Raw genomic sequence first — 24,777 nt, 5'->3', positions numbered from 1 at the left:
TAGGGGGTAAACCGAAAAACGTTTTAGATTAAGGAGTTACAGACTAACTCAGCACTTATTTAGTGCGCCTTAACGAAACATTAAGATTTGTTAATCTGGCACTTCAAACTAAACGTTTGATTATCCACGCATCATTGCGCAAGCGTATGCTGTGGTAAATGCTTGCTCTTGATACTGCTTTAAACCGGTATCTTTAAACTGAATGCCTAGCGGGTTTCGTTTTAGGCTCTCTTTGATAGCCGTTGGCGCCACAACTTCTACTTTCAAGTCGTCGATAAGCTGTATTGCAGCCTCTAACTTAAAACCGACAGCACCGCCTGCGAATTTACCTTTGGTTTGACGCTGACGAATGACGACTTTTTCAATCTTGTAATCTTCTATCAACTTGGCAAAAGAGAATTGGAATTTCTTCATCTCTTGTGTGTCGTTGGCATTACCAATGCTTAGTTTTGCTACTCGGCAATCTGGCAAATGAACGACACCATTTTCATGAGAAAGAAGACAAATGACCGCATCGTTACCTTTTAGCTCTACACCACAAATTTTCATGTTTTCACCTAGTTGTTTGTTAGCGGCGTCATTATATCGACCATTTGTGACTTATCGAGCTTTTTATGCAGTGATTGTAGAGATCAAGGTGAGGAAGGACAAAGAAGCTCAGTAAAAGCTGAGCCCCAGAGATTTACTTTGAAGCAGGATGTTATGGACAGATCTTACCAAGTGCTGGTTCTTGAGTGATTGAATATTCATCGTCAAGAGAGTGGTAAACAATCGCATTCCAAACCTCACCGTTTTCGAGCTCAAACTCCACCGCGTAGTTCATTCCAGCAACAACTTGAGTGCGCACATCAGTGATCTGTTTTAGCGGAGAAGACGTGGTGATTTGCGTGAGAGCAAGAGCAACCGCTTTCTCTGCTTCAGGTGTAACCTCACCCGGAGGGTAGAAACCTCCAGGCATCGCTTCGCTATTACACATAGGGTCGTGTGGCATAGTAGAAATGTACTCTTGGTTTGTAGAAGTCGCTTGGTTGCAACCCGCTAGAACGGCTACTGAGGCTACTGACAGTAAGATAACTTTCTTCATGTTTACTCCAGGGCGTAATCATTATTGATTTGTGAATTGTTGGTTGTTTATCTAGATACCACTTTGGATAGAAATTTTACTCATAAATGAACTTTTAAAGTCAGGATAATGCAATAAAAAAGCCGCTTTAGATAAAGCGGCAAGGCAGGTGGAGTGAAAAACGGTTAGCTATTGCCGCTTTCGCGATACTTGTATTGGTAATCAACATCGAGAACAGCTTTGTACTGAATGCTTCCTGGCGCACTGGCAAATTCTTCAATCTTTACTGTCATATCATTGAGTTTCACACTTGGGTAAACGACGTTATTCTGTGAAATATGCAACTTGTTCTTCAGTTGTGCTGGGTTCATTGCTTTCATCTCATCCATGAGGTCAAACGCGGCATCATAGGCTTGTTGCTTAGTTGAGTATGCGTCAGTGGTATAGCTTGTGTTTGATGATGTCGCATTCGTTGAAGCAAATACAGATGCACTCATTACTAACGAAGCTAATAGAATCACTTTTTTCATAATCTTTTCTCCTGATGGGTGACCTTCGAGAGAAATATTACGCCTATGGACGTAAGTGGTCTGTCAGGTTGTGTAAGATTAACGCTAGGTTTTGTAAAGCTTTCCTTTACGTTCGTAACCTGTTCATGACTAAGTAAACCTGCTGTCAGCGACTTGTGTGTTGAGCAAAGTGAGCGTCAGAGGTGAGGCTTTGCCGCCCTATAGTTTTTATATTCTCGTTGCGCTTATTATGATCGCCGTTAACTGTTTGTTTGAGCTAAGAACATACAAAAAGAGAGTAGATCTGGTATCGAAGTTGCTTGCGTTGTTGTTACAGACACGAGAGCGTAAAGTGTCTATGTTAAGAATAATGGTATCAGCAGTGAATTGCGCAGGATGAAGCAATGAAAAAACTAGGTATACTATTTATCGTCTGTTTGGCTCTGGCTGGATGCAGTACTAAGTTTGTCTACAACAATATGGATTGGCTGTTACTTGAATATTTAGACGACTACGTTGAACTTAATGACTCCCAAGAAGAGATTGTCAGTCAAAAGGTTGCGGTACTCAGCGAGTGGCATCGTAAAGAAGAGATCCCGAATTATATCGAACACCTCGATGAGCTCATGGCAATCGATCCTAAAACCTTCACCATTGATCAACTTAAAGTTCAAGAAACCAAGTTTCAGCAGCACTCTCAGCGCCTTGTAGCGAGGATTGCGCCAGAACTTTACTCCATTGCAAGAGAGTTATCTAACGAGCAAGTAGAAGAGTTGATGAATAGCATTCGAGTTCGTCACACCAAGTACAAAAAGAAGTACCAAAAGCTTAACGACATAGAAATCAAAGCGCGTTATAGAGAGCGAATTGAAGATAATTTGGAAACTTGGATTGGAGGCCTCAGTAAGCAACAACAAGCTTTGCTGGATGATTGGGTAGCGGATTTATATGTGACTTCCCATGATTGGATTCATCACCAAACAAAAATGCGTATTGAAATGAATACTCTATTATCGAATAGGCTTAATATGGCTAAGTTCCAGCCAGAGTTTCAACAATTAATGTTTAACCCCAACAGCTTCTATGCGCCTGAGCTTGAACAAAAAATTGATCACAACAAACAAGTTGCTAATCAGTATCTGGTGAAGGTCATTAACTCTATGAATTCAAAGCAGACGAAGCATTATCGAGAAGAGCTACAAGACTGGAAAGAACTTGCACTCGATATTCAGTAACTTACGCCACAAAAACAATAAAATACGGTTTGTTTAACGGTTTGAGCAAGCTAGAGTAACAATTCCCAAACACAACCTTGCGATTACTATGGAATGGATTCTGTTATTTGGCGCGGGCGTTCTCGGAGGGATACTCAATAGCATTGCTGGTGGCGGGAGCTTTATCACTTTTCCAGCGCTAATGTTTGTGGGCGTACCTCCTGTCGTTGCGAATGCCACCAATACTTTTGCCGCATGTGCGGGCTATATCAGCGGCACTTATGGGTTTAGGCACGACATCGCTGAGTCCAGTGGTGCTTTGAAGCGGACCATCATTCTTAGTCTTGTTGGTGGCGCACTTGGGGCTTATTTGCTTCTAAGTGTTTCAGAAAGCCAATTTCTAACGGCAATTCCTTGGTTACTGCTTTTTGCTACGTTACTGTTTCTGTTTGGTAACCAAATTAATCACTGGACAGCCAAGCTTTCTCGTTCGGCCTCACTTCATCCGCTGTGGGCGGTAGTTTCTGTCTCAATGTTGCTTGTTGTCGTCTCTGCATACGGTGGTTTCTTCAACGCAGGCTTAGGTGTTGTGGTTCTTAGCTATTTGGTACTAGCAGGGCATAGTGACATCAACCAAATGAATGGCCTAAAGCTGCTAATCTCTTCCTGTGTCTCTCTTATTGCGATAGTGGTGTTCGTGATTGATGGTTCGATAGACTGGGGGCGAGGCGGGGCAGTGATGTTGGGCACGCTATCCGGGGGCTATGTCGCGGCAAGAGTCTCTCGAAAAGTGGAGCAACACTATGTTAAAGGTTTTGTTGCCTTATCTAGCATTGCAATGACGCTGTACTTTTTCTTAGATGTCTATCTTTAAAGGCGTTTACCTACCATGAGTACTGTCACACTCATATCTATTTTGATGTCGATTTAGGTTAATTTAGCTTTCTAAAAGGCATAATAAAAGGGTCAAGAAAAGGCCAGTTGTTTGTCCTTCGAGGCCTTTTCCATTTGCGATTAGGAGGCTATATGAGTAGAAAACTAGGCAGAGTCATGTCAAGTAGCCGCATGATTACCTTCGTTGCATTTCTAGCTGCAACATTTGCATGGATATTAAAGATGCCGGCGCTGTTTACTGTTTCTTTGATTGCGCTTGTTGCTAGTGGTGTTCTCTATCTCAACGATAAACTCAAGCACCGAAAAGAAGAAAAGAGCGCCTGATGGCGCTCTAAGATGTGTGTTAGAAGAATCCTAATGGGTTAACATCGTAACTGATCAGTAGGTTCTTGGTGTTTTGGTAATGATCGAGCATCATTTTGTGTGTCTCTCGACCAATACCTGACTTCTTATAACCACCAAATGCAGCGTGAGCTGGGTAAGCGTGGTAACAGTTGACCCAGATTCGTCCCGCTTCGATGTTGCGACCCATTCGATATGCTAGGTTGGCATCGCGAGTCCACACGCCAGCACCAAGACCGTACTCGGTATCATTGGCAATTGCGAGTGCTTCTGCTTCATCTTTGAAGCTGGTCACCGCAATGACAGGGCCAAAGATCTCTTCTTGGAAAACACGCATCTTATTGTTGCCTTCAAGCAAAGTAGGCTGAATGTAGTAACCTGATTCAATGGCGTCAGTTTGCTGAGCAATCTCACCACCAAACACCACTTTCGCACCTTCTTGGCGGCCAATTTCTAGGTAACTTAAAATCTTATCAAATTGCTCCTGAGAAGCCTGCGCGCCAACTTGTGTGTCAGTGTCGAGTGGGTTGCCTTGTTTGATAGTCTTCGCTCTTTCCGCCACTTTAGCGATGAACTTATCGTAGACAGATTCGTGGACTAAGACACGTGATGGACAGGTACATACTTCACCTTGGTTAAAGAACGCAAGCAAAGTCCCTTCTATACACTTATCAAGGTATTCATCTTCATGGTCAAAGATATCTGGGAAGTAGATGTTAGGCGATTTGCCACCTAGTTCAACCGTTGATGGAATGAGGCTTTCAGCGGCACACTTAAGAATATGGTTACCAATTTCTGTTGAGCCTGTAAACGCGAGTTTGGCAATACGGTTGCTGGTTGCGAGTGCTTGGCCTGCTTCGCTACCAAAGCCGTTGACCACATTAACCACCCCGGCAGGAATCAGGTCACCAATTTTTTCCATCAATAGTAAGATCGAGGTGGGTGTCTGCTCTGCGGGTTTTAAAACGACACAACACCCTGCTGCAAGTGCAGGCGCTAGCTTCCATGCCGCCATTAGCATTGGGAAGTTCCAAGGGATGATTTGTCCAACCACACCAATCGGCTCAGGGAAGTGGTAGCTTGCGGTATTGACATCGAGTTCAGCGGCACTGCCTTCTTGAGCGCGAATACAGCCTGCAAAGTAACGGAAATGATCGACAACAAGAGGTAAATCCGCGGCTAGTGTTTCACGAACAGGCTTGCCGTTTTCCCATGTCTCTGCGACAGCAAGCTCTTCTAAGTTCTGCTCAATTCGATCCGCGATTTTAAGCAGAATATTTGAACGTTCAGTTACGCTTGTCGCTGCCCAACTCGCTCGTACACTATGCGCCGCATCAAGGGCGAGGTTAATATCCGCCTCACCAGAACGCGCAACTTTACAATAAGCTTGACCATTAACAGGCGAGGTGTTGTCAAAGTACTCACCTGACACAGGCTTCACCCATTCGCCCCCAATGAAATTGTCATAGTGGGTTTTGAAATTAACAACGGAACCTTGACTGCCTGGCTGTGCGTAAATCATATAAATATCCTTTTTATTTTCTCATTCAAGTATGTCTGAAGGACTCACACTCGGGTGAACACTTCTAATGGCACAGGTAGTTAACGCAAATCACAGACCAAATGTTAAAAACTTGTTGTGACTATTTTCTAGCGCTAGAGTATTCAAGGCTTAAAGAAAGATGTTTTAAACACAAAGTAGAGGAACGAGTTGTTAACAAATTGTTCAACTGTTCCAAATTGGTACAACTCAAGTGTTCAAAGTTGGAACAGGTATGGAACTACAGACAACACAATCTGGTGATTGGCTCGCCTCTTCTTGGCAAAGAAGCTCAAATGCAGGTTTAAGGCAAATTAAAAAGCCGGACGACATTAACGTTTCAAACGCTTTACTCAAGGAGCGACGTTACAATGCCCAAGGGGTTATTGAGGCGGTCAAGCAATGTGCATTGCCTCTGTTCAATCAAGTTTTGTCTCGTAGCGAAAGCCGCTTGATATTAACCGACTCTGAAGGTGTGATACTTGCAAGTTGGGGGCAGGAGAAGTTTCGAGAGAAATTGATGTCAATCGCCCTCGAATCGGGCACCTGTTGGCAAGAGAAGTGGAAAGGCACCAATGCGATAGGAACCGCTCTTTTTGAACAAAAAGCGGTTTCCATTATCGGTGAACAGCACTTTATCAAACAGCACAGATTTATAAGTTGCTCTGCCAGTCCTCTGTTCAACCATCTAGGCGAATTGGTTGGGATTCTTGATATTACGAGCGAACAAGCCAAACATGATGTGACAACGCAACTTTTGGTGCAAAACATGGTTCAGCTGGTTGAAAACTACATGCTAACCCAAATTCCAGAAGGATCACTGCAAATTAACTTGGCCCATAACGAATCGGTTTTAAAAAGTGGCTGGCAAGGGATAGTTATCGCGGATGAGAATGGTCATGTTGTGGCCCACAATCAAGTGGCGACCCAATTAATTGATCTGGCTTCTTTGGTGGGCGAGCATTTTGAGAACTTACTCCGACAACCTCTACAAAACCAGTTTGTTTTCGAAAAGAAAAGCATTGGCAAATCACCTTCCGCTAAGAAATGGATCAGCGCAGCCAGTGACTTGCATTATGGAGACGATAAGGTAGAGCAGGCTTGGCAGCAGGCCAACAAGGTCATGGGTTGCGATATCAGTCTGTTGATTTTAGGTGAAACCGGGGTGGGAAAAGGTGAGTTTGTTAAAGCACTGCACAGGCACAGCAGTCGTCGTAGTGAGCCCTTGGTTACCGTGAACTGTGGTGCATTACCGAAAGATTTAATCGAGTCGGAGTTGTTTGGCCATGCCCCAGGTGCGTTTACTGGTGCTAACAAGCAAGGCTATAGTGGGCGTATAAGACAAGCCGATAAGGGGATCTTGTTCCTTGATGAGATAGGGGAGATGCCGCTTGATGCTCAATGTCGCTTGTTATCGGTATTGCAAGATAAAGTCGTGATGCCGGTGGGATCTGCCCAATCACACCATGTTGATATTCAGGTTGTCGCGGCAACGCATCAAGATCTAAGTCTTTTGGTTTCTCAAGGTAAGTTCAGGCAAGACTTATATTATCGACTCAATGGATTGGTGGTGACGTTACCGTCTTTGTATGAACGCCAAGATAAGTTCGCCTTGATTCACGCTATTCACAACAAGTATCAGCAGAATAATCAAATGCTTTCGAGTGAGCTGACAAGCGCGCTGATGAGTTATCGTTGGCCAGGTAATCTCAGAGAACTCGACAACCTAGTAAAAGTCGCGAGCTTAATTGCCAGTGATACCCACGAAATAGGGATAGAACATCTGCCCGCACATTTTTCACAGCCTTTGCAAGGTATGCAGCCCAGTGCAAAAGATGATGAAGAGGTATCCGATCTAAAGTCGACGCTTAATGCCACCTTGATTGATACCTATCACACTCACAATGGCAATGTCAGCAAAGTATCTCGCGCGCTTGGCATTAGCCGTAATACGGTGTATCGCAAACTTAAAGCCTTAGGGCTAATGAAAGCTAAATGATATTTTGGTGCGAGATATCTGGATGATATAGCGGTTGAATAACATGGCCTTCAGGATCTTTGCAGTGAAAGCTCCGAGCGCCATCACTATGATCGTGAGGCTCATCCAAGACTGGCACTCCTCGATCTAACATAAACTCGTACCAATGATGGAGTTCATCTTTGGTTCTGACGATAAAACCAAAATGATCGACGCTTATCGGTGAGCAAACTCGTTGAGACTGCGCACGTCCAAGGGACAAGTTATCACAGCCATTGGTCAGGTAAACCAGGTTATCGTTGGCTCTTCTTAGGATATTCATCCCCATAATTTCTGTGTAAAAAGCTTCACACTCCTCATATTTTTGAACAACCAGTGCGATATGTCTAATGCCGCTGAATGGTGTTGGTCTGTCCATACTTTATTCCTTTGTATATTATCCCTCTTGTTATTGTATACAATTAAACTGTTATGGTACAACTATGAGTAGAACCAAACTCAAGGAGGGTAAAGCCACCATGTACTGTATTATTGTGAGCAATCGAGTCAAACAGGGTCGTGAAGAAGACTACATATCTATAATGGGAAGAAATGCTTGTTGTTCAGTGGAGAATGAGGATGGTTGTATACAATTTGATGTATTGAAGGATATTAATGATCCTCAGCTGTTTCATTTGTACGAGACTTACCAAAACCAACAAGCATTGGCGATACATAAGCAAACCCAGCACTATTTATTAAGTAGAGAGCAACTCGCTGATATAGTCATAGAGCAAACTGTACTGCACGCTGATGTGTTGGCGACAAATTCTAAGAAAAGCTAGAAGGGAACAAGCAAATGATTTGGAAAGTTTACCTAAGTGGGGAAATACACACCGATTGGCGAGAGCGTATAATAGAAGGCGTAAGGAAGTTGGAACTGAATATAGAGTTCTACTCAGCGAATACTGACCATGAGTCAAGCGATGCGGCTGGAGATTTGTTACGACAGAACGAATCAGGCTTTTGGCGTGATCATCAGTCTTCTAAGGTCAATGCAATTCGCACATCCACTTTGATCAAACAATGTGATATTGGCGTAGTACGCTTCGGAGAAAAGTATCGTCAGTGGAATGCAGCGTTCGATGCGGGCATGCTATCGGCACTCGATAAGCCTTATATTACTTTACATGATGAGTCACTGATTCACCCTCTTAAAGAAGTCGACGCGGCGGCAATGGCATGGGCAGAATCACCAGAGCAGGTTGTTGAGCTGCTTAAGTACGTTGTTCAATCCAACTAGTTATTACGACCATTCCTCTCACTATAAATACCACCTATCTGGTGCTGTTTATAGTGAGAATCACGATTATCGACTAATTCGCCCCCCCCCATCGCTTTATAACTACAAGTGTTAACCCAAAATCAATAATATCCGACTAAACTGTGTTCATTCGCAAAGATTGTCTTAAATGTGATAATTAAGCATCTCATGTCCAATAAATGAGAAAGGGATGGAAAATATATATTTTTCAAAAAAACTGCGACTCAAACAAAGATAAGTCGTGATTTTGTTAATAAAAATGTAAAATTCTCTGATTGAAATTTATACAAAATTAGAACTTATTTTGTTTATCAAAAATGAGACTTTACTTTCGTTGCTTATATAATTAAAAATAACCCCGCTTTTATTTCTGATATAAAAGTTATACGTAGAACAAAAATGTTAAATAACTCAATAGCCCTAAGGTCTACGTCTTAGGAGCAATAGCGTACCAAAATATGGATATGACAACGCATAGTAAAGTTAAGTTCGGAGAGGAAGAATCAAGTGCTCTCTATCGAATCATTGATGGATTTGTAATTATATTTTTCCTCCTTGCAGTATCCACAATATATTTAGGTGATTTTTCGAAAATTTATACTATTTCAGGTTTAGTATCAGCTCTGCTGTTTGTGTTTTTTGCCGAACAATCTGGTTTATATAGATATAATGGTGTATTTGTCCAGCGCCATGAGTTCAAGAACATTGTCGGTGCATGGCTGCAAACACTGCTTGTACTATTGTTGTTTGCTTTCTTTACTAAATGGACAGAAGTTCATTCCAGAGTAGTCATCACCACTTGGATGCTTGCCACTCCCGCGCTGTTGATTTCCAGTCGGCTTGTTGGAAACTCTCTAATCCGCGCGCACTACAAAAAACACCAATATAAGCAAAAAGCGATAATTGTCGGTGTTTCAAATGCAGGTATTCGCTTGGCGCATGATATGGCAAATGACAAGTCATCCAACCTTGACTTAGTAGGTTTTTATGATGACAGAGAGCCGAGTCGCCTCGCAAAGGATGGACTTAGTAAACCGATTTTAGGAACGATTAAAGACTCCGTCGAGAAAGCAAAAAAACGTGAGATACGCCACGTTTATATTGCATTACCAATGGGTGAGGTTCAGCGAGTAAAAGACGTCGTGAAAATGTTTTCTGATACCACGGCACGTGTTTACTTGATACCCGATATTTATACCTATGAGCTTATGCAGGCACGTTGGCGCACGATTGGCAACAGTCCAACAATTAGTGTTCAAGATACTCCATTTTATGGTTTAGCCAGTGTTGTAAAACGCGCAGAAGATATTCTTCTTGCGAGCATTATTACTTTTCTAATTAGCCCAATTTTATTGATGGTTGCAATTGGCGTTAAGTTGTCTGGTCCGGGTCCTATTATATTCAAACAAATGCGCTATGGGTTAGATGGACAGGCGATTAAAGTCTGGAAGTTCCGCTCAATGAATGCCACTGACAATGGAAACGTTGTTAAACAAGCGACGAAAAATGACCCAAGAATCACCAAGTTTGGTGCTTTTATCCGCAAGACTTCTCTCGATGAATTGCCACAGTTTATCAATGTAATCCAAGGAAGAATGTCTATTGTTGGTCCAAGACCGCATGCCGTGGCTCACAACGAAGAGTACCGTCAAATCGTTGATAAATACATGCTTCGACATAAGGTGAAACCGGGTATCACCGGCCTAGCGCAGATTAGTGGTTACCGCGGTGAAACTGACACTCTCGATAAAATGGAAAAGCGTGTTGAGTATGACCTTAAGTACATTCAGAACTGGAGTTTATCGCTCGATCTGAAAATTATATTCATGACTATTTTTAAAGGCTTTGTGGGTAAAACTGCCTACTAGAGGATTAATGATGAACAAAGTAACGCAAGCATTATCCGCTTTGGCAATTACCCTAACAGCATCTCAGGTGAATGCACAATTTGAGGGTAATGGCTATGTCACGCAATCGGGTCTAAAAATACTGCCTATCTTAGACGGAAGAACTGAATATAACGACAACGTTGGACGATATTCTGATGCGGAGTCACCAGAATCCTCAACGGTATTTGTCATTGAACCTGGGATTGCTTTTCAATCGGATCGCGGAGGAAATGCCTACCAGATTGCATATCAAATCTCGTCTGGTTTTTATACTGACAGTAGTGATGACAATTATGTTGACCACAAGATATCGACCAATAATTCTATTATTCTAAATAGCCGAAATGCACTATCTTTGAATTATGCCTACCTATTTCTTCATGAAGAGCGTGGTACTGGAATTCTTGCGGGTGATTCACTATCTACAATCGCTTCAGGGCCGGTTGAATATGCTGTTAATGATGCAAGCATAGTCCATGCATTTGGAGCTGATGAAGCTAAAGGAAGAATCGAAACTACCGTACGCATGCAGGATAGGAAGTACCATAACTATCGAGATATCCAGGACACACGCTTTAGTCAAATTAGTACTCGTTTCAAGGACTACTTCGAGTATGGAGGTGGGGTGGCATTTTATTGGCGTGCTTTTCCCGCAACGAGTTTACTGTTTGAAATAGATGCGTCAAAACGCGCTTATGATCTAAATGATCCTGTGACCAATAATTCGCAGGATGGTGTTGATATATTTTACCTAACTGGCGCGACGTGGGATATCACTGGTAAAACAACAGGTAAGCTAAGGTTTGGTTTACAAGATAAGTCGTATGATGATGTGACTAGGAATGATTTTAGTGGCTTTAGTTGGGATCTAGAATTTGTTTGGGAGCCGATTAATTATTCAAAAGTCACTGTATCAGCTGCTCAGAGGGCAAGAGACCCTGATCAAGGTTCAAATTATGTCGATGAGACGAGCTTTAATGGTAGCTGGAAGCATTATTGGTTAACTCATTTGTTTACGGAAACGTCACTTAGCTTCATCTTGGATGATTATTCTGAGTCTTCAAGAACCGATGACCTATACAAATTAGACCTGTCCATAGGCTACGAACTTAGAGATCACGTAGAGATTAACGCTGGCTGGCGATTAGAAGATAACGGTTCTTCTGTTGTTGGTAATAGTTATGAACAAAATGTTATGTATTTTTCTGCCAACATGTTGTTTTAGTTGAGGTTTTTTGATGTCTAACTTTATTAAAGCTAGCTTATTGTTTTTTATTTCTTTATCAGTCGCCCAAGCTAAATCCTTTGAAGATACTTATGTTATCGGTGCGGGAGATAAAATTCAGATCTCAGTTTATGGTGAGTCAGATTTATCGATTGACGAGCTTTACATAAGCAACAGTGGGAAATTTGAATATCCCTACTTAGGTCAGTTAAGTGCGCTGAACAAAACGCCTGAAAGTCTTAAAAATGAAATTATTAACGGCTTAAAAGGCGATTACCTGATCTCGCCAAAAGTGAGGGTGAGCGTAGTAGGGTTTCGTAGCATTTACGTAAATGGTGAAGTAAAAAAACCCGGTGGATATGAGTATCAACCAGGACTAACAGTTGATAAAGCGATTGCGTTAGCAGGTGGTTTTACGGATCGCGCCGCTAGAGACAAAGTCTTTGTTACACAATCTGGCTCAGAAGACGCGAAAAGCAAAGTTAGGCTTTCTAAGAAAGTAATGCCTGGCGATATCATCGTTATCGAACAAAGTTTTTTTTAGCTAATTATGCTCTTAGATTATCATGGAAACTAGTATGCTAGACCATTCAAACCAAAATAATTATGGTGACGATAAATTGATCGATTTTGGTTATTATTTTCATCTAGTCAAAACCCGTCGTATATCTATTGTTGTGTTTTCTGTACTTGTTACAGCAATTTCAGCTTTGGTAACACTGTCTATAACACCAACTTATAAGGCCACCGCAGTATTATTAATTGAATCATCAGAAAAGAAAGCAATTTCTATAGAAGAAGTAGTTGGTTTTGATACCAGTGCGAAAGAATATTATCAGACTCAGTTTGAAATATTAAAATCAAATCGTGTTTCACAGCGAGTGATAGATAAACTACAGCTAAGTCATATCGCAGAGTTCAATCCATCACTAGATAGCTCAAAGGAAAGCAGCTCAATTATTAAGTCTTTAACGGATGAGATTCGCTTACACCCTCTAGTCGCTTCTTACTTTGCAAACCCTGCAACTGAGAACGCTGATGCTTTGGAAATCGAGGCTACAACTAACCGCAAGGTGCTAAATTCATTCAAGAAGAAACTGACTATTGCTCCCATTAGAAATACGCAATTGGTAAAAATATCTTTCGAGTCACAAAACCCTAAACTTGCCGCGAAAATTGCGAACGAAGTAGGTTTGGCTTTTATTGAAAATAATTTAGAAGCTAAACTCTTGGCCACTGAACAAGCTACAAGTTGGATAAACCAGCGTCTTGAAGAATTAAAAGAAAAATTGGATGATTCTGAACAAAATCTTTTGCGCTTTTTGGAGCAGCAAAAGTTGATTGATGATCAAGGGATTATCGCTTTAACAAGTTCTGAGCTTTCAAATCTAACCGGACGTATTGCCCAAGCAACTGACCTACGAATAAAAACGCAGGCACTATATAACGCACTTCAGGGTAATGAACATGCGGATGTGTCGACGCTTGCGTCAATATCCCAAATTTCAAACCACCCTCAAATAAGGGATATTCGTTTGGCGGAATCGAATGCCGAAAAGCAAGTTAGTGAGTTGTCTAAGCGTTATGGTCCTAAGCACGACAAGATGATACAAGCTAATGCACAGCTAGCCTCAATACAGAATAGAGCTCAGTCTATTGTTAAAAAGTTGATCAACGGTATTGAAAAAGAGCTTTCAACTGCTAGAAAACAAGAAGCACTTCTTAAACGTGAGTTACTTGAGAAAAAAGATGAGTTCCAATCCCTAAGTGTCGTAAAAAGAGAATACGATGCGTTAAAGCGTGAAGTTGACACGAATACTAAGCTTTACGATTTGTTTTTAACTCGTCAAAAAGAAACATCGGCAACAAGTGATTTTAGCTCTGCTAATGCGAGAATCAGTGACTATGCATTGATACCTGAAGTTCCAGATAAGCCAAACAGGAAACTATTGGTGGTATTAGCTATGGTCGTGAGTGCGGGAGCTGCTGCAGCTATAGTAATAGTCTTGGATGCGTTTAATAATAAGATTGAGTCAGCTCGAGATTTCGAGAATAAACTCGGCTTGTTGCCTACTGGTACGGTTCCTCTTTTAAAAGACAAAAGATACAAAACGAAATCACTCGACTCAGCAGTGTTTAGTGACTCTAAATATCGAGTTTTTCAGGAGTCTTTTGACTCGATTAGAACCTCGTTGCTACTTGGATTCCACAGTACAGACCGAAAAGTACTCGCTATTTCTTCATCGGTGCCGGGAGAGGGAAAAACAACGGCATCAATCAACCTTGCTTTGTCATTTTCTAAGTTGGAAAAAGTGTTATTGATTGACAGTGATTTGAGGAAACCCGCGATTTCTAAGCGCTTCAATATAGCCCAAAACCACTCTGGTCTTACTAATGTTTTGCTTATGAACACTTCTGTGGAAGAGAGTATTGTTTCGATTCAAGAATCTGGCCTCGACGTTCTTACGGCGGGGATGATAGCCCCAAACCCACAAGAAATTCTAAGCAGTGCATCATATAGTAAATTAATTGAACAACTGGCTGAACGATACGATAGGATAATAATTGATACACCTCCAATTTTACCTGTGAAAGACGCATTTATTACCGGGAGAATAACTAGGGGGGTCGTTTTAGTTGTGAAAGCAAATAGTACTAGTAAATCGGTGTTTAAACACACGATGAACTTGTTTGCAAAGCATGATATTAAACTGGATGGTGTCATTTTAAATCAAACTCAAACTCCTAAGAAAGGCAACCACTCATATTCCGAATACGCAAACTATGCTCACGAAAAAGGAACAATTTAATATGGAGCAATCTAAGAAATTTCTAGTTACCGGCGCCGCAGGATTTATCGGTAGTTTTGTCTCGATAGAACTCTGTAAGCTTGGTTACGACGTGATTGGGATAGATAACTTGAATGATTATTATGACCCAAACCTTAAGCTTTCACGATTGGAATTATTGAGTAAATTCAGCAATTTCAGGTTTATTAAAATGGACGTGGCTGATAGAGAGTCTATAAGCCATCTATTTAGAGAAGAGAAGTTCGATAGAGTGATTCACCTTGCAGCTCAAGCAGGTGTACGCTATTCCATTGAGAATCCAATGGCCTATTTGGATTCAAACCTGATTGGTATGGGTACTATTCTTGAGGGGTGTCGCCATAATAACGTCGAACATTTAGTATATGCGAGCTCAAGCTCTGTCTATGGTATGAACGAAAAAATGCCGTTTTCTACAAATGATGCTGTTGATCATCCAGTCTCTCTCTATGCCGCAACTAAAAAATCAAATGAGTTAATGGCACATAGCTATAGCCATCTATACGATCTCCCGACTACAGGCCTTCGTTTCTTTACAGTGTACGGACCTTGGGGCCGACCAGATATGGCACCGTTTCTGTTCACTGATGCGATTCTGAATGATCGAGAGATAAAAGTCTTCAACCATGGAAAGATGAAGCGTGACTTTACCTATATTGACGATATTGTTGAAGGAATTTTACGGATACAGGATGTCGTTCCTCTTAGGGATAACCAAAACAGCAACGATTCACCTTCGTCGAGCAAAGCTCCGTATGTTGTCTATAACATTGGTAATAACGAACCTATAGAACTGATGACATTTATAGAGTCTATCGAAAGTGCCTCGGGTAAAAAGGCGATTAAGAATTACATGCCTATGCAACCAGGCGACGTCCCTGCAACGTATGCTGATATAGACAGTTTGAGCACGACGGTGAACTTTAAGCCCGATACTCCGATAAATATTGGTATTGAAAGGTTTGTAAGTTGGTTTAAGGAATACTATAAGTGAGCGCGCAAAAGACGGTCTGTTTAGTAATAAATAGCTTAGGGGGGGGAGGTGCAGAGAGAGTATTTTCTCGTCTGTCGAACCTACTTAGTAAACAGAATGAGAAGTATAAAGTTGTCGTAGTCACTCTGGACAATGAGGAAATTAAAAATCCTATTGACCCGGAGATCAAGCATATAAACCTTAATTGCGGTGGTTCGCTACTGAAGAGTATTACCAACCTATGGAAAGAGCTAAATCGAATAAATGCTGATGTAGTTGTTTCATTCTTGACCAGAGCTAATGTTTCGGCTTCCCTTTATGGGATTTTCCACAAGTCGTCAGTCGTAATTAGCGAAAGAGTAAATACTTCATCTCACTTTGGTTCTGGTGTGAAAAGCCTATTAAAGAAAAAATTTGTACGCTTTTTTTACGCTAGATCAGACTCAATAGTGGCGGTCTCTGAAGGGGTGAAGAGTGACTTAATAAAGTTCTTCCAGCTCCCCGAGAAACGAGTCAGCGTTATAGGAAATTCGTACAGCTATGAGGAATTGTCAACAAAGGCAGAGCAATCAGATGTTGAGTTTGACAAGGGCTCCTACCTTGTTTGTGTGGGACGCTTTTATCCTAACAAAAATCACAGGTTACTACTCAAAGCACTGAGTGAGGCCAATGACGCCATGAAAGTCGTCTTGTTGGGAGATGGACCTGAGAAACAGAATCTCAAATCGTTAGCTAAAAGCTTAGGTATTGAGGATAAAGTTGTGTTCAAGGGGTTTATTAAAAATCCTTATCCATACATTAACAATTCAGCAGGGCTGATCTCGACATCTTTAGCTGAAGGATTTCCGAATGTAATCGCTGAGGCCTTAGTTTTGGGCAAATTTGTGGTTTCTAGTGATTGTCAATCAGGGCCATCGGAGCTTTTGGATGAACGCGTATATGCCAATACCTCTGAACTAACGTTAGCAAAATATGGAGCATTGTTACCGTTGAATCAATTAGAAGGGACTGTAGCTGGCATCGAGCTTTTCAATAATAGTGATGTAAAAAGATCATACGAAACCAAGGTTCTGGAATTAAGAGACAAGTTTTCCCATGAAGCTTTCATAGGTAAGTTCACGGATGTCATCGAGGGTGTTTGCCGTGCCAACTAAAATCGCAGTAATAGGTTTGAGAGGTATTCCCGGCGTCATGGGGGGAGTCGAAACACATTGTGAAGAGCTGTACAACAGGCTTTCTGATTCTTTTGACGTAATAGTTTACGGGCGCAAAGGCTATTGCGAATCTACAAGCGTTTCTAAGTCACTTAGAGTTAAGTCAATATATTCTCCAAAGAAACAGTCGTTAGAAACTCCGCTACATACTTTACTTTCATTGCTCCATTGCTTCTGTTTTAACCGAGTGGATATTGTTCATATACATGGAATAGGTGCATCGATATTTTTGCCCTTAGCCAAATTACTGTTCCCTAAAGTGGTAGTGACTCACCACAGTCAAAACTACGACCACCAAAAATGGGGCCGCTTTGCGAAAACGGTATTCAGGTTAGGAGAGTATTTTGCTCTTAAAGGTGCGGACTTAGTTCTGTTTGTATCGAAAACATTACTTGAACAGAGCATTGAGCGTATGCCTGGTCGTTCAGATAGATTTCAATTTATGGCCAACGGCTTCTCGCTACCAGAGATAGAGAAAACAGTCGATAGTGTTGAAGGACCGTTTTTTTTGGGTGTTGGTCGTTTGGTTCCAGAAAAGGGTTTCCACGATCTTGTAGAGGCGTTCAGTAGGTATAAAGGCTCAGAGAAACTGCTTATCGCTGGCGCATCCGATTTTAAAAATAGCTATACCGAGTCAATCAAAAGTAAAGCCAATGAAAAGGTTGTTTTTCTTGGGAAGAAGAGCAGGGCTGAGCTGAAGTGGCTATATAGCAACTGTGAAGCCTTTGTTATGCCCTCCTACTCTGAAGGGCTACCTATTTCGGCTCTGGAAGCTGTATATTGCGGAGCTCCGCTTATCCTCAGTGATATCGTTCAGAACAAAGATTTGGGCTTTCCGGAAAAATGTTACTTCCCACTAGGCGACGTTACCTCTCTGATCAATAAGCTATCAGACGGAGGAGAAATCGTTGAAAGGGACAAACTATCTGAGTTCGATTGGGAAAAAATCGCGGTTCAGTATGTCGATTTATTGAAGCGAAAAGAGAACTAGAATGTCTTACATATCGTCAGTTGTTCTGATTATCTGTTACATCTATGTGCTTAAAAAGTTTCCTTATGTAAGGTGTACTAAGCCTTTTCTGGTTCTTTTTTCTCTTTTTGTGTTTCGATTGATACTGTCTTTCAACCATCAGATCTCATTTAAACCTCTGGTTGTAGGGCAGTCATTGAACTCACTCTTCTCTATACTTAGTGTCGCAGTTCTGCTGCTTGTTGTTAGCCGAAGCTTTGCCAGGTTCAAAGGTGCAATTCCTTTATATTTGCTTATTTCTTCGGCACTTGCTTCTGGGTTTTATTCAGGCCTTATTGTAGGTGGAGCTATAGTCGCTATGAAGTGGCTACTCATGTTCCTGATCATTTCTTGTCTACTGGACTTGTTTCGTCAGTTTGGTCTTGAATCTGTAGTCAAACCGTTTAGTTACGTATTTCTGGGATTGCTGTTCTCTCAGTTTCTTTCACTGGTGCTTCGCCAGGGAAAGGACACCGAGAGTATTGTCTCTGAATCCAATGCGGTGAGCTATATTGCTGGATATGCTCACGAAGGTGCCTTTTCTGTGCTTCTCTTCATGGGCTTGCTTATTAGTTCAATATTGCTTCTGGTTAAGAAAGAAAAACCCTTATTACCATTTGTATTTTTTGTTGCTCTGATTTTTGCTAATTACCGAACAACAGTGTTATCAGCGGTCATTCCCGTATTATTTATTTACTTTGCTGCCTACTATGTTGGTGCGAAGCGTGATTTTAAGATTTTTGTCATGACAGGTATTGGTGGAGGAGCTGTATTACTGACGCTTGTTATGGGTGAAAGCATAGTTTCGAGGTTTGGAGAGATAGGTACGGCATTATCGGGTATTGGTGAATTGATGTCGATCGACTACTCAGTTTTTACCAGGGAGGAGAAACGCCTGCTATCTAGTAGACTATACCTATGGAATATGTATATAACTGAGTACAATCAGCTTGGCTTTCTTGGAAAAATATTTGGTGCTGGCCCAGAATCTTGGCCCAAATATTTCATTGTCTATGCACATAACAACTTTGTAGGCTCACTTTTCGATCTGGGACTATTTGGTTTGATATCACTTCTCCTTCTTTTCTGGAGTACCTTTGTATCCATGCTTAAAATTTGCGATTTTAGAGTGAAAGTAACTCTATTAGGGCTTCTTGCTGGTTTCTTTATTATGTCTAATTCAACCATGCCTTTCTGGGCTATAGAAGGAATTTATACATATTCATTTTTGTTCGCTATTGCGCTGTGGTACAGCCGAAAAAAAATTAATGTTTAACCTACTTATAAGTAACAGCTGAATTTTGATTATGCATGTGTTTCTGGGAGAGTTTTAAGTGAGAATGGAAAAAGAGCCAACTGTAAGTGTGGTTATCGCAGCGTACAACAGGCCAGATTACCTTCATGATGCGATCGAAAGTGTAGTGAAACAGACTTATCCTGTTGAACAAATCGTTGTCGTAGATGACTGTTCTCCGACAGATCTTAAGCCCACGATAGAGAAGTTTCCAGATGTGAACATTCTCTACCATAAGAAAGAAAAGAATCTTGGCGTCAGTAACTCAAGAAACATAGGCTTGAGTTTGGCAACCGCGGACTACGTTTCAATTTTAGATGATGATGATATTTACGACGAACGAAAGATTGAAGCGCAAATGCAGGCAATACTGTCAACCGAGAACTGTATTGCCTCATTAACTGCTTGCTCTATGATTGGCTCTGGAACTGAGTCAGGAATTAACTATATGTCTTCTGGCTTGATTCAGGAAGATGATTTGAGGAAAGGGAATCCGTATGTGGGGTTGTTGGCTGAACGTCGACACTTCATTGAGGAGCCTTATGATGAAGACTTAACTCTTGGAGAAGATTGGGATGTGTACATCAGACTCAAGAGACGAGGGGAGATCTATTTTTGCAGCAACCCTCTGTATTTTTACCGAAAAGGTAATCACGAGAGCCTTACAGGTAAAGCAAAGAACATGAAGCTCGAAGATGTAGAGCATAGGTTAGTCGTTTCGTATAAAAATCGTGATTGGCTTGGTGAACACTACTTCAATATTCGTATTGCTCGCGTCATGTTGTCTTACATATGGGTTAAAAGTAATAAGACGGGGTGGATTGCTGCGTCTGTTAAGAGAGCTGGATTGAGGGCGACGTTTAGTGTTCTTCTTTCAGGTGTTCGTTCTAAATTATTCAGAAAAAAAACGTTCTAAAGGTTTGATGATGTTTACAAATAAAAAGTTTTCTCAGTTGGTTAAGGAAACAGATTTTCTGTATTGGTGGAAGCCGGGAAGAAAGCTCAAGGTTTTCCCGCGTCCTTTAAATGTAGGCGATGCGCTATCAGTGTACATTGTATGGAACGTAATGAAGGAAAAGGGCGTTACCTTAAGCAAAAACAATAATAAACTGATGGGAATAGGCTCAATAATGAACCACGCCCGTACTGGTGATGTTATCTGGGGCACAGGCTATAACTCGGTTAAAGATGATAGCACCTATGTATTTTCAGATCTTGTTGTAACGGCTGTTCGTGGACCTGTCACAAAGAAGTTCCTCGAGAAGAAGGGGATCATGGTCCCCTCGGTTTTTGGCGATCCTGGCTTGCTCACCTCCCGCTATTTTCCAAAATCAGAGAAGCAAGATATTGAGTACCTGGTCATTCCCCACATTAGTGAGAGCAAAGACAAGTTTCAGGCTCCACATGTTCTGGAGACTAAAGGCTGCGTAGAAGAGTTTATGAAAGAGATTGTACGTGCTAAGAAGGTAATCTCTAGTTCATTGCACGGCATTATTATCGCAGAATCATTTGGTATTCCTGCTGTGTTACTCAAAGATAACAATGGTGAAGGTGATGAAAAGTACCATGATTACTATCAGGGTACTGGAAGGCCTGAGTTTCCAATGTGCCGTTCTCTGGAAGAGGCTCTCGCGACTACCCCTTGTCCACTGCCAGATGTAGCTAAGTTGCAGGAAGACCTTATTAATGCTTTCCCTTCAAAGCTCTAACTAATTGTAAGGCATTCTTTTGGTTGGTTTATTATGGGTCTTCTTTGAAAAAGTAGGCCTGACTTTACTTTCGATACTGGCGACCTTCTGGTATGCGGTAATACTTGGCCCGGATGGTTTTGGTTTTGCCGCAATCTTGCTGTCAGTATCTCTACTGGTTTCAGGTGTTCAGGATAGTATTCAACAGGCACCTCTGCTGTCTGCTGAGAAAGGCGACTATGATGTTTATGCCGTTAGTCTAAAAGGCTGGCTGTTTTTATCATTGCTCACCAGTACGGTGCTTTTCTTACTGCTGGTTTTGGTTTATGGTGTGGAATACTGTGACATTATTCTGTTCTCTGTGCTCCACATCCCCGTCTCCTCTGTTTCTAGAATTTTCGTCGCGGATTTGTTAAAACGGCAAGAGTTTAAGAAGCTGGCATTGAGGGCTTTTCTGGGTAAAATTTTGGGTGTGAGTATCGGTCTGGCACTGGCTTTCCTCGGCTATGTTAAGCTCGCTATCATTCTGCAAAGTTTCGTTGCTCTGGCTGTCGCCCTGGTTGTTATGATTAAGCAGAGTGAAATGCTTTCTGCTCTTCGTCCTCATATATTCAGTACGATGAACTATAAGATCTTTAAGAGTCTGTTTGTTGAAGGAATCCCGTCTGGTGTCAATGTACTAGAGCAGAGCGCAAAAAATCATGGACTGATCATTTTTCTGGGTATCTTTGTAGGAAATGCGGCATCGGGTTTGTATTCCCTCGCAATTAAATTTGTTGATATACCCCGTGTACTTATAGGTTTTGGATTTTCTTCATGGGCCGTGGGTAAATTTCATTCTGCAAAAGAAGACAGTATAAAGTTGCTGGGGCTATACACAATTTCTAGCTCATGGGCCGTTATGGTACTGGCGCCCTGTTACTTTGGGATTATGAGCGTCGCGGAGCCTTTGATTACTGAGGTTTTTGGCGATGAGTGGGCTTCGGCAGCCGACGTTCTTTGTTGGTTGGCGCTGTATCACTGTATTATGTCGATCTTCTTGCTTCTCCCCCCTTTACAGGTTTTGTTTAAACGAACCTATAACACACTTTTAATTAGCTCAATCTCGACCATTGTCATCTTGCTTTCAGTTGTGGTCTTTTCATCCAGTCTTGGTTTCTATTCTCCAATTGCAGGGATGTTTATATCGATACTCCTGGTGTTTCCTAAGTTTATGTCTGAATTGACTGATATATTGCAAGCGTCTAAGGGGTACATTGCCAGCTGCTTCATTGGGTTTTTCTCCTGTGCTGCATTGATGGCAGCGACGGTGAAATACGCTGAAGGCTTGTTTGACCTTGACAATTTGTACTTGCTAATTGCGATCGGAGCGCTCAGTTATGTGCTTTATCTTTCGATACTTTTTCTTATCTATAGAAAAAGCTTCAAAGACATAGTTGGGATTAGGAGATTATAAATGCGCCAGAGTGGTATTCAGGTATGAAACGACTAGAGCTTTTGGACTATGCTCGATTTTTTTGCGACAATTTCTGTTGTTTTATTTCATTATTCTTTTAATGGAATATCAAATGGAAAAATCTCATCCGTAACGGCAGATATAGATTTAATTCAATTCACTAAGTACGGCTACTTGGGAGTTGAGTTTTTCATCATGATTAGTGGTTTTGTGATACTTGCTTCAGTAGGAAACAGGTCTGCAGGAGCTTTTGCATTTTCAAGGTGTTTAAGGTTATTCCCTGCGTATTGGGTTGGTGTAACTATCACGGCAATATTTGCTCTCTACTTCGGCGGTGAGCTGATGAGTGTTTCTCTTGCGAAGGTGTTATTAAATTACACTATGCTGCAGAGTTTTATTGGGGCTAGTCATGTGGATGGAGTTTACTGGACCCTGGTTTATGAACTGAAATTTTTTGCACTTATCTTTGTTTTTATTCTGGTAGGCGTTCAAAGGCTTGTTGAAAGATTTTTTGTTGTGTGGCCCTTTCACTAGCCTTTGGTTTGGAAAACCTTCCATATTTGGGAGGTTACTTCAATTTCTTCTCTTGTGGTGGGCTCTTTTATTTACCTTATAAAGGTAAGAGTCCGCTTACAAAGTTGTCTCTATTCGTTTCTTGTTTGTTATGCCTGAAGTGTTTATATGAATACGCTATCATAAAGACTGTTAAGAGCGATGTGCTTTTCTCCAGTTTTATTGTTCTCTGTATTGTTGCGCTCTTTTTTGCTTTCTTTCTTTTTTATTTGCAGGAAAGGCGCTTCTCTTAAGCTCCCTTATGCTTTACCTTGTACACGCCCACATTGGTTACATGCTTATAGATAATTATGCAAGTGAAGATAATAAGTATCTGATGTGCTTCCTAGTTTTTTCGTTTGTTATGCTACTATCTTCAGTCATTCATATTGTAGTTGAACGCAAGATGTCAGGTTTATGGAAAGCATTCTTTAAATATCTAGTCCTAAAACCGGTAGAGTATTTTGAGTCTAGAGTGAAGAAAGGGGTAACCCCAATAAGTGCAGGAGCTTGAGCAAGCACAGAGTGTGCTTGCTCAGATTTTTATCAAGGTGTACAAGACATCAAATTATTTGGCGTTACATTGATATCGCCATTCAAAGAGAAGCTTGTGTTGTCAAAAGCAATTGCTTTGGCCGTTTCAGTATCATCTCTAACGTCACAAATATTACTGTCTTCTCGTATTCTGATTGTTGAATCTATAAATATAAAAGATGAGTTAATTGCTTGAGCCATGACAAGTTGAGAAGTATTAACATAGCAGTCGATACAGCTGAAATCGTTGTTCCATAACTTAAAGTTATATCGCCCCTGAGTCCCGGAGGATGAAGTGACTTTTGTTAGTGATATGTTACTGCCTTTTATGTCAAAATCAGCATCTTTACTATTAGATATAGTCGTGTCTGTAATTCTTATATCATCAACACCTGAGTTTATAAGAATACCATCTCCTTGTTGGTAAGAGCCACAACCTGCGATCCTGCCAATATTGTTTGATATGTTAACTCCTGAGATTGAGACATTATTTACACCTCTACTCATACTTATCCCAGTAATGTGGCAGTCTCTGTGTTCGTCCGGTGAAGACTCCATAGCATCAAAACTTGAGTCGTGCACCTGAATATTGGAAGTTGACTCGCCATTTAACCTCATTCCAGCTTTGTAATATCCGACTACATTTAACTCTGCTATTTTTATATTGCGGATCGTCTGCGATACGTTTGAATCTACCTCGATGCAACTCATTATGTTATGCGCATTAATGTTTCTAAGTTGTATGTTTTCAACAGGATTGTTTTTAAACCTGAAGCAATACCTGGTATTCAGAAAGTTAATATTTTCAAACTTTATATTGCTTCTCGCAAGCATGACCCCAGAGTTACCCCCTGTGATATAATCGTAGTCGCTACTTAGCACGACCCTTCCTTCCCCCACAATGGATACAGGAGTGGAGCCAGATAGAATGTAAATAGCGTCATGGTGTTCATATAATCCGGCTTTCAAGACAATTTTACTGATGCTTTCATCAGATAATAATTTGTTAACATTGGACAGGCTTGCCGGCATTTCCTCTGAGTAACCGTCACCTGTACCTGTATTTGATATATATGCGGTGTTAGCTATAGCGTTGTTAGTAATGAAAAGCGATGAAACAAGTAGAGAGTATTTGAATATTTTCATGGCGACCCCAATGTAAATAATACTATAAGAGCTACAGTCAAATCTGGTGTCAACGCCAGTTTAAAATTGACCCACTTGGCGACGTTATCGCCGAAGTAAAATTGATCCACCCATATAGTTTGTTTG

24 protein-coding genes are annotated in these 24,777 nt (G+C 41.2%); 18 read left to right on the top strand and 6 right to left on the bottom strand.

The features are described 5' to 3' along the window. Positions 1–120 precede the first annotated feature (120 nt). The 3 genes from AC6R00_RS16540 to AC6R00_RS16530 form a co-directional block, all read right to left on the bottom strand. Complete coding sequence (locus tag AC6R00_RS16540) at positions 121–549, bottom strand: DUF3010 family protein (RefSeq protein ID WP_171320892.1); 429 nt, start codon at positions 547–549, stop codon at positions 121–123. A 151-nt stretch (positions 550–700) separates the two neighbouring features. Next, entirely contained in the window at positions 701–1,084 is a 384-nt protein-coding gene (locus AC6R00_RS16535; protein ID WP_500641202.1) for a cystatin domain-containing protein, read from the bottom strand. 164 nt (positions 1,085–1,248) lie between these two features. After that, complete coding sequence (locus AC6R00_RS16530) at positions 1,249–1,593, bottom strand: DUF3316 domain-containing protein (RefSeq protein WP_500641201.1); 345 nt, start codon at positions 1,591–1,593, stop codon at positions 1,249–1,251. Between the two features lie 383 nt (positions 1,594–1,976). Here AC6R00_RS16530 and AC6R00_RS16525 point away from each other — a divergent pair, with 383 nt between their 5' ends. From AC6R00_RS16525 to AC6R00_RS16515, 3 genes are all read left to right on the top strand, one after another. After that, entirely contained in the window at positions 1,977–2,807 is an 831-nt protein-coding gene (locus tag AC6R00_RS16525; protein WP_500641200.1) for a DUF6279 family lipoprotein, read from the top strand. Between the two features lie 88 nt (positions 2,808–2,895). Further along, the gene (locus AC6R00_RS16520; protein WP_500641199.1) at positions 2,896–3,660 is read left to right on the top strand and encodes a sulfite exporter TauE/SafE family protein; all 765 of its coding nucleotides are present in this window, start codon (positions 2,896–2,898) and stop codon (positions 3,658–3,660) included. Between the two features lie 152 nt (positions 3,661–3,812). After that, positions 3,813–4,004, top strand: coding sequence for a hypothetical protein (locus tag AC6R00_RS16515; protein WP_500641198.1), 192 nt, complete (start codon positions 3,813–3,815; stop codon positions 4,002–4,004). 19 nt (positions 4,005–4,023) lie between these two features. Here the strand turns inward: AC6R00_RS16515 and exaC are convergent, their stop codons facing one another. Beyond that, the gene (gene exaC / locus AC6R00_RS16510) at positions 4,024–5,544 is read right to left on the bottom strand and encodes an acetaldehyde dehydrogenase ExaC (protein ID WP_239824379.1); all 1,521 of its coding nucleotides are present in this window, start codon (positions 5,542–5,544) and stop codon (positions 4,024–4,026) included. Positions 5,545–5,797: 253 nt separating this feature from the next. Between exaC and AC6R00_RS16505 the strand changes: the two genes are divergently transcribed. Then, positions 5,798–7,561 (top strand): sigma-54-dependent Fis family transcriptional regulator, encoded by a 1,764-nt coding sequence (locus AC6R00_RS16505; protein ID WP_500641197.1) that lies wholly within the window; start codon positions 5,798–5,800, stop codon positions 7,559–7,561. Here AC6R00_RS16505 and AC6R00_RS16500 read toward each other — a convergent pair. Further along, positions 7,554–7,958, bottom strand: coding sequence for a VOC family protein (locus tag AC6R00_RS16500; protein ID WP_500641196.1), 405 nt, complete (start codon positions 7,956–7,958; stop codon positions 7,554–7,556). The two genes, AC6R00_RS16505 and AC6R00_RS16500, sit on opposite strands and share 8 nt — an antisense overlap. Before the next feature lie 64 nt (positions 7,959–8,022). Between AC6R00_RS16500 and AC6R00_RS16495 the strand changes: the two genes are divergently transcribed. From AC6R00_RS16495 to AC6R00_RS16430, 14 genes are all read left to right on the top strand, one after another. Beyond that, a complete protein-coding gene (locus tag AC6R00_RS16495) occupies positions 8,023–8,364 on the top strand; it encodes an antibiotic biosynthesis monooxygenase (protein WP_500641195.1) in 342 nt (113 codons plus the stop codon). 14 nt (positions 8,365–8,378) lie between these two features. Next, positions 8,379–8,822, top strand: a complete 444-nt coding sequence (locus tag AC6R00_RS16490) for a YtoQ family protein (RefSeq protein WP_486796522.1) — start codon at positions 8,379–8,381, stop codon at positions 8,820–8,822. A 479-nt stretch (positions 8,823–9,301) separates the two neighbouring features. Continuing rightward, positions 9,302–10,711, top strand: a complete 1,410-nt coding sequence (locus AC6R00_RS16485; RefSeq protein WP_500641194.1) for an undecaprenyl-phosphate glucose phosphotransferase — start codon at positions 9,302–9,304, stop codon at positions 10,709–10,711. Between the two features lie 7 nt (positions 10,712–10,718). After that, positions 10,719–11,957, top strand: coding sequence for an outer membrane beta-barrel protein (locus tag AC6R00_RS16480; protein ID WP_500641193.1), 1,239 nt, complete (start codon positions 10,719–10,721; stop codon positions 11,955–11,957). 13 nt (positions 11,958–11,970) lie between these two features. Next, positions 11,971–12,501, top strand: a complete 531-nt coding sequence (locus AC6R00_RS16475) for a polysaccharide biosynthesis/export family protein (protein WP_500641192.1) — start codon at positions 11,971–11,973, stop codon at positions 12,499–12,501. 34 nt (positions 12,502–12,535) lie between these two features. Beyond that, a complete protein-coding gene (locus AC6R00_RS16470; protein WP_500641191.1) occupies positions 12,536–14,767 on the top strand; it encodes a GumC family protein in 2,232 nt (743 codons plus the stop codon). Next, positions 14,742–15,779 (top strand): NAD-dependent epimerase, encoded by a 1,038-nt coding sequence (locus tag AC6R00_RS16465; protein ID WP_500641190.1) that lies wholly within the window; start codon positions 14,742–14,744, stop codon positions 15,777–15,779. The genes AC6R00_RS16470 and AC6R00_RS16465 overlap by 26 nt, the downstream gene beginning before the upstream one ends. Beyond that, positions 15,776–16,912 carry a glycosyltransferase gene (locus tag AC6R00_RS16460; RefSeq protein ID WP_500641189.1) on the top strand — a complete coding sequence of 379 codons (1,137 nt, stop codon included), beginning with the start codon at positions 15,776–15,778 and terminating at the stop codon, positions 16,910–16,912. The genes AC6R00_RS16465 and AC6R00_RS16460 overlap by 4 nt, the downstream gene beginning before the upstream one ends. Beyond that, complete coding sequence (locus AC6R00_RS16455) at positions 16,902–17,963, top strand: glycosyltransferase family 4 protein (RefSeq protein ID WP_500641188.1); 1,062 nt, start codon at positions 16,902–16,904, stop codon at positions 17,961–17,963. Before AC6R00_RS16460 ends, AC6R00_RS16455 begins: the two co-directional genes overlap by 11 nt. A gap of 175 nt (positions 17,964–18,138) precedes the next feature. Beyond that, positions 18,139–19,257: a hypothetical protein gene (locus AC6R00_RS16450; RefSeq protein ID WP_500641187.1), complete on the top strand. Its 1,119-nt coding sequence runs from the start codon at positions 18,139–18,141 to the stop codon at positions 19,255–19,257. 64 nt (positions 19,258–19,321) lie between these two features. Further along, the gene (locus AC6R00_RS16445) at positions 19,322–20,191 is read left to right on the top strand and encodes a glycosyltransferase family 2 protein (protein WP_500641442.1); all 870 of its coding nucleotides are present in this window, start codon (positions 19,322–19,324) and stop codon (positions 20,189–20,191) included. Between the two features lie 10 nt (positions 20,192–20,201). Next, a complete protein-coding gene (locus tag AC6R00_RS16440; RefSeq protein ID WP_500641186.1) occupies positions 20,202–20,984 on the top strand; it encodes a polysaccharide pyruvyl transferase family protein in 783 nt (260 codons plus the stop codon). Between the two features lie 19 nt (positions 20,985–21,003). Further along, positions 21,004–22,419, top strand: a complete 1,416-nt coding sequence (locus AC6R00_RS16435) for an oligosaccharide flippase family protein (protein ID WP_500641185.1) — start codon at positions 21,004–21,006, stop codon at positions 22,417–22,419. A 48-nt stretch (positions 22,420–22,467) separates the two neighbouring features. Beyond that, on the top strand, positions 22,468–22,953 hold the full coding sequence (locus AC6R00_RS16430; protein WP_500641184.1) for an acyltransferase family protein: 486 nt from the start codon (positions 22,468–22,470) through the stop codon (positions 22,951–22,953). 564 nt (positions 22,954–23,517) lie between these two features. Here the strand turns inward: AC6R00_RS16430 and AC6R00_RS16425 are convergent. Then, on the bottom strand, positions 23,518–24,651 hold the full coding sequence (locus tag AC6R00_RS16425; protein WP_500641183.1) for a hypothetical protein: 1,134 nt from the start codon (positions 24,649–24,651) through the stop codon (positions 23,518–23,520). Positions 24,652–24,777 lie beyond the last annotated feature (126 nt).

The organism is Vibrio sp. R10-SF1-ISO8 (genome assembly GCF_059833805.1).
Note: the sequence above shows the minus strand (reverse complement) of the source record. Positions and strands in the feature narration are given on the sequence as shown.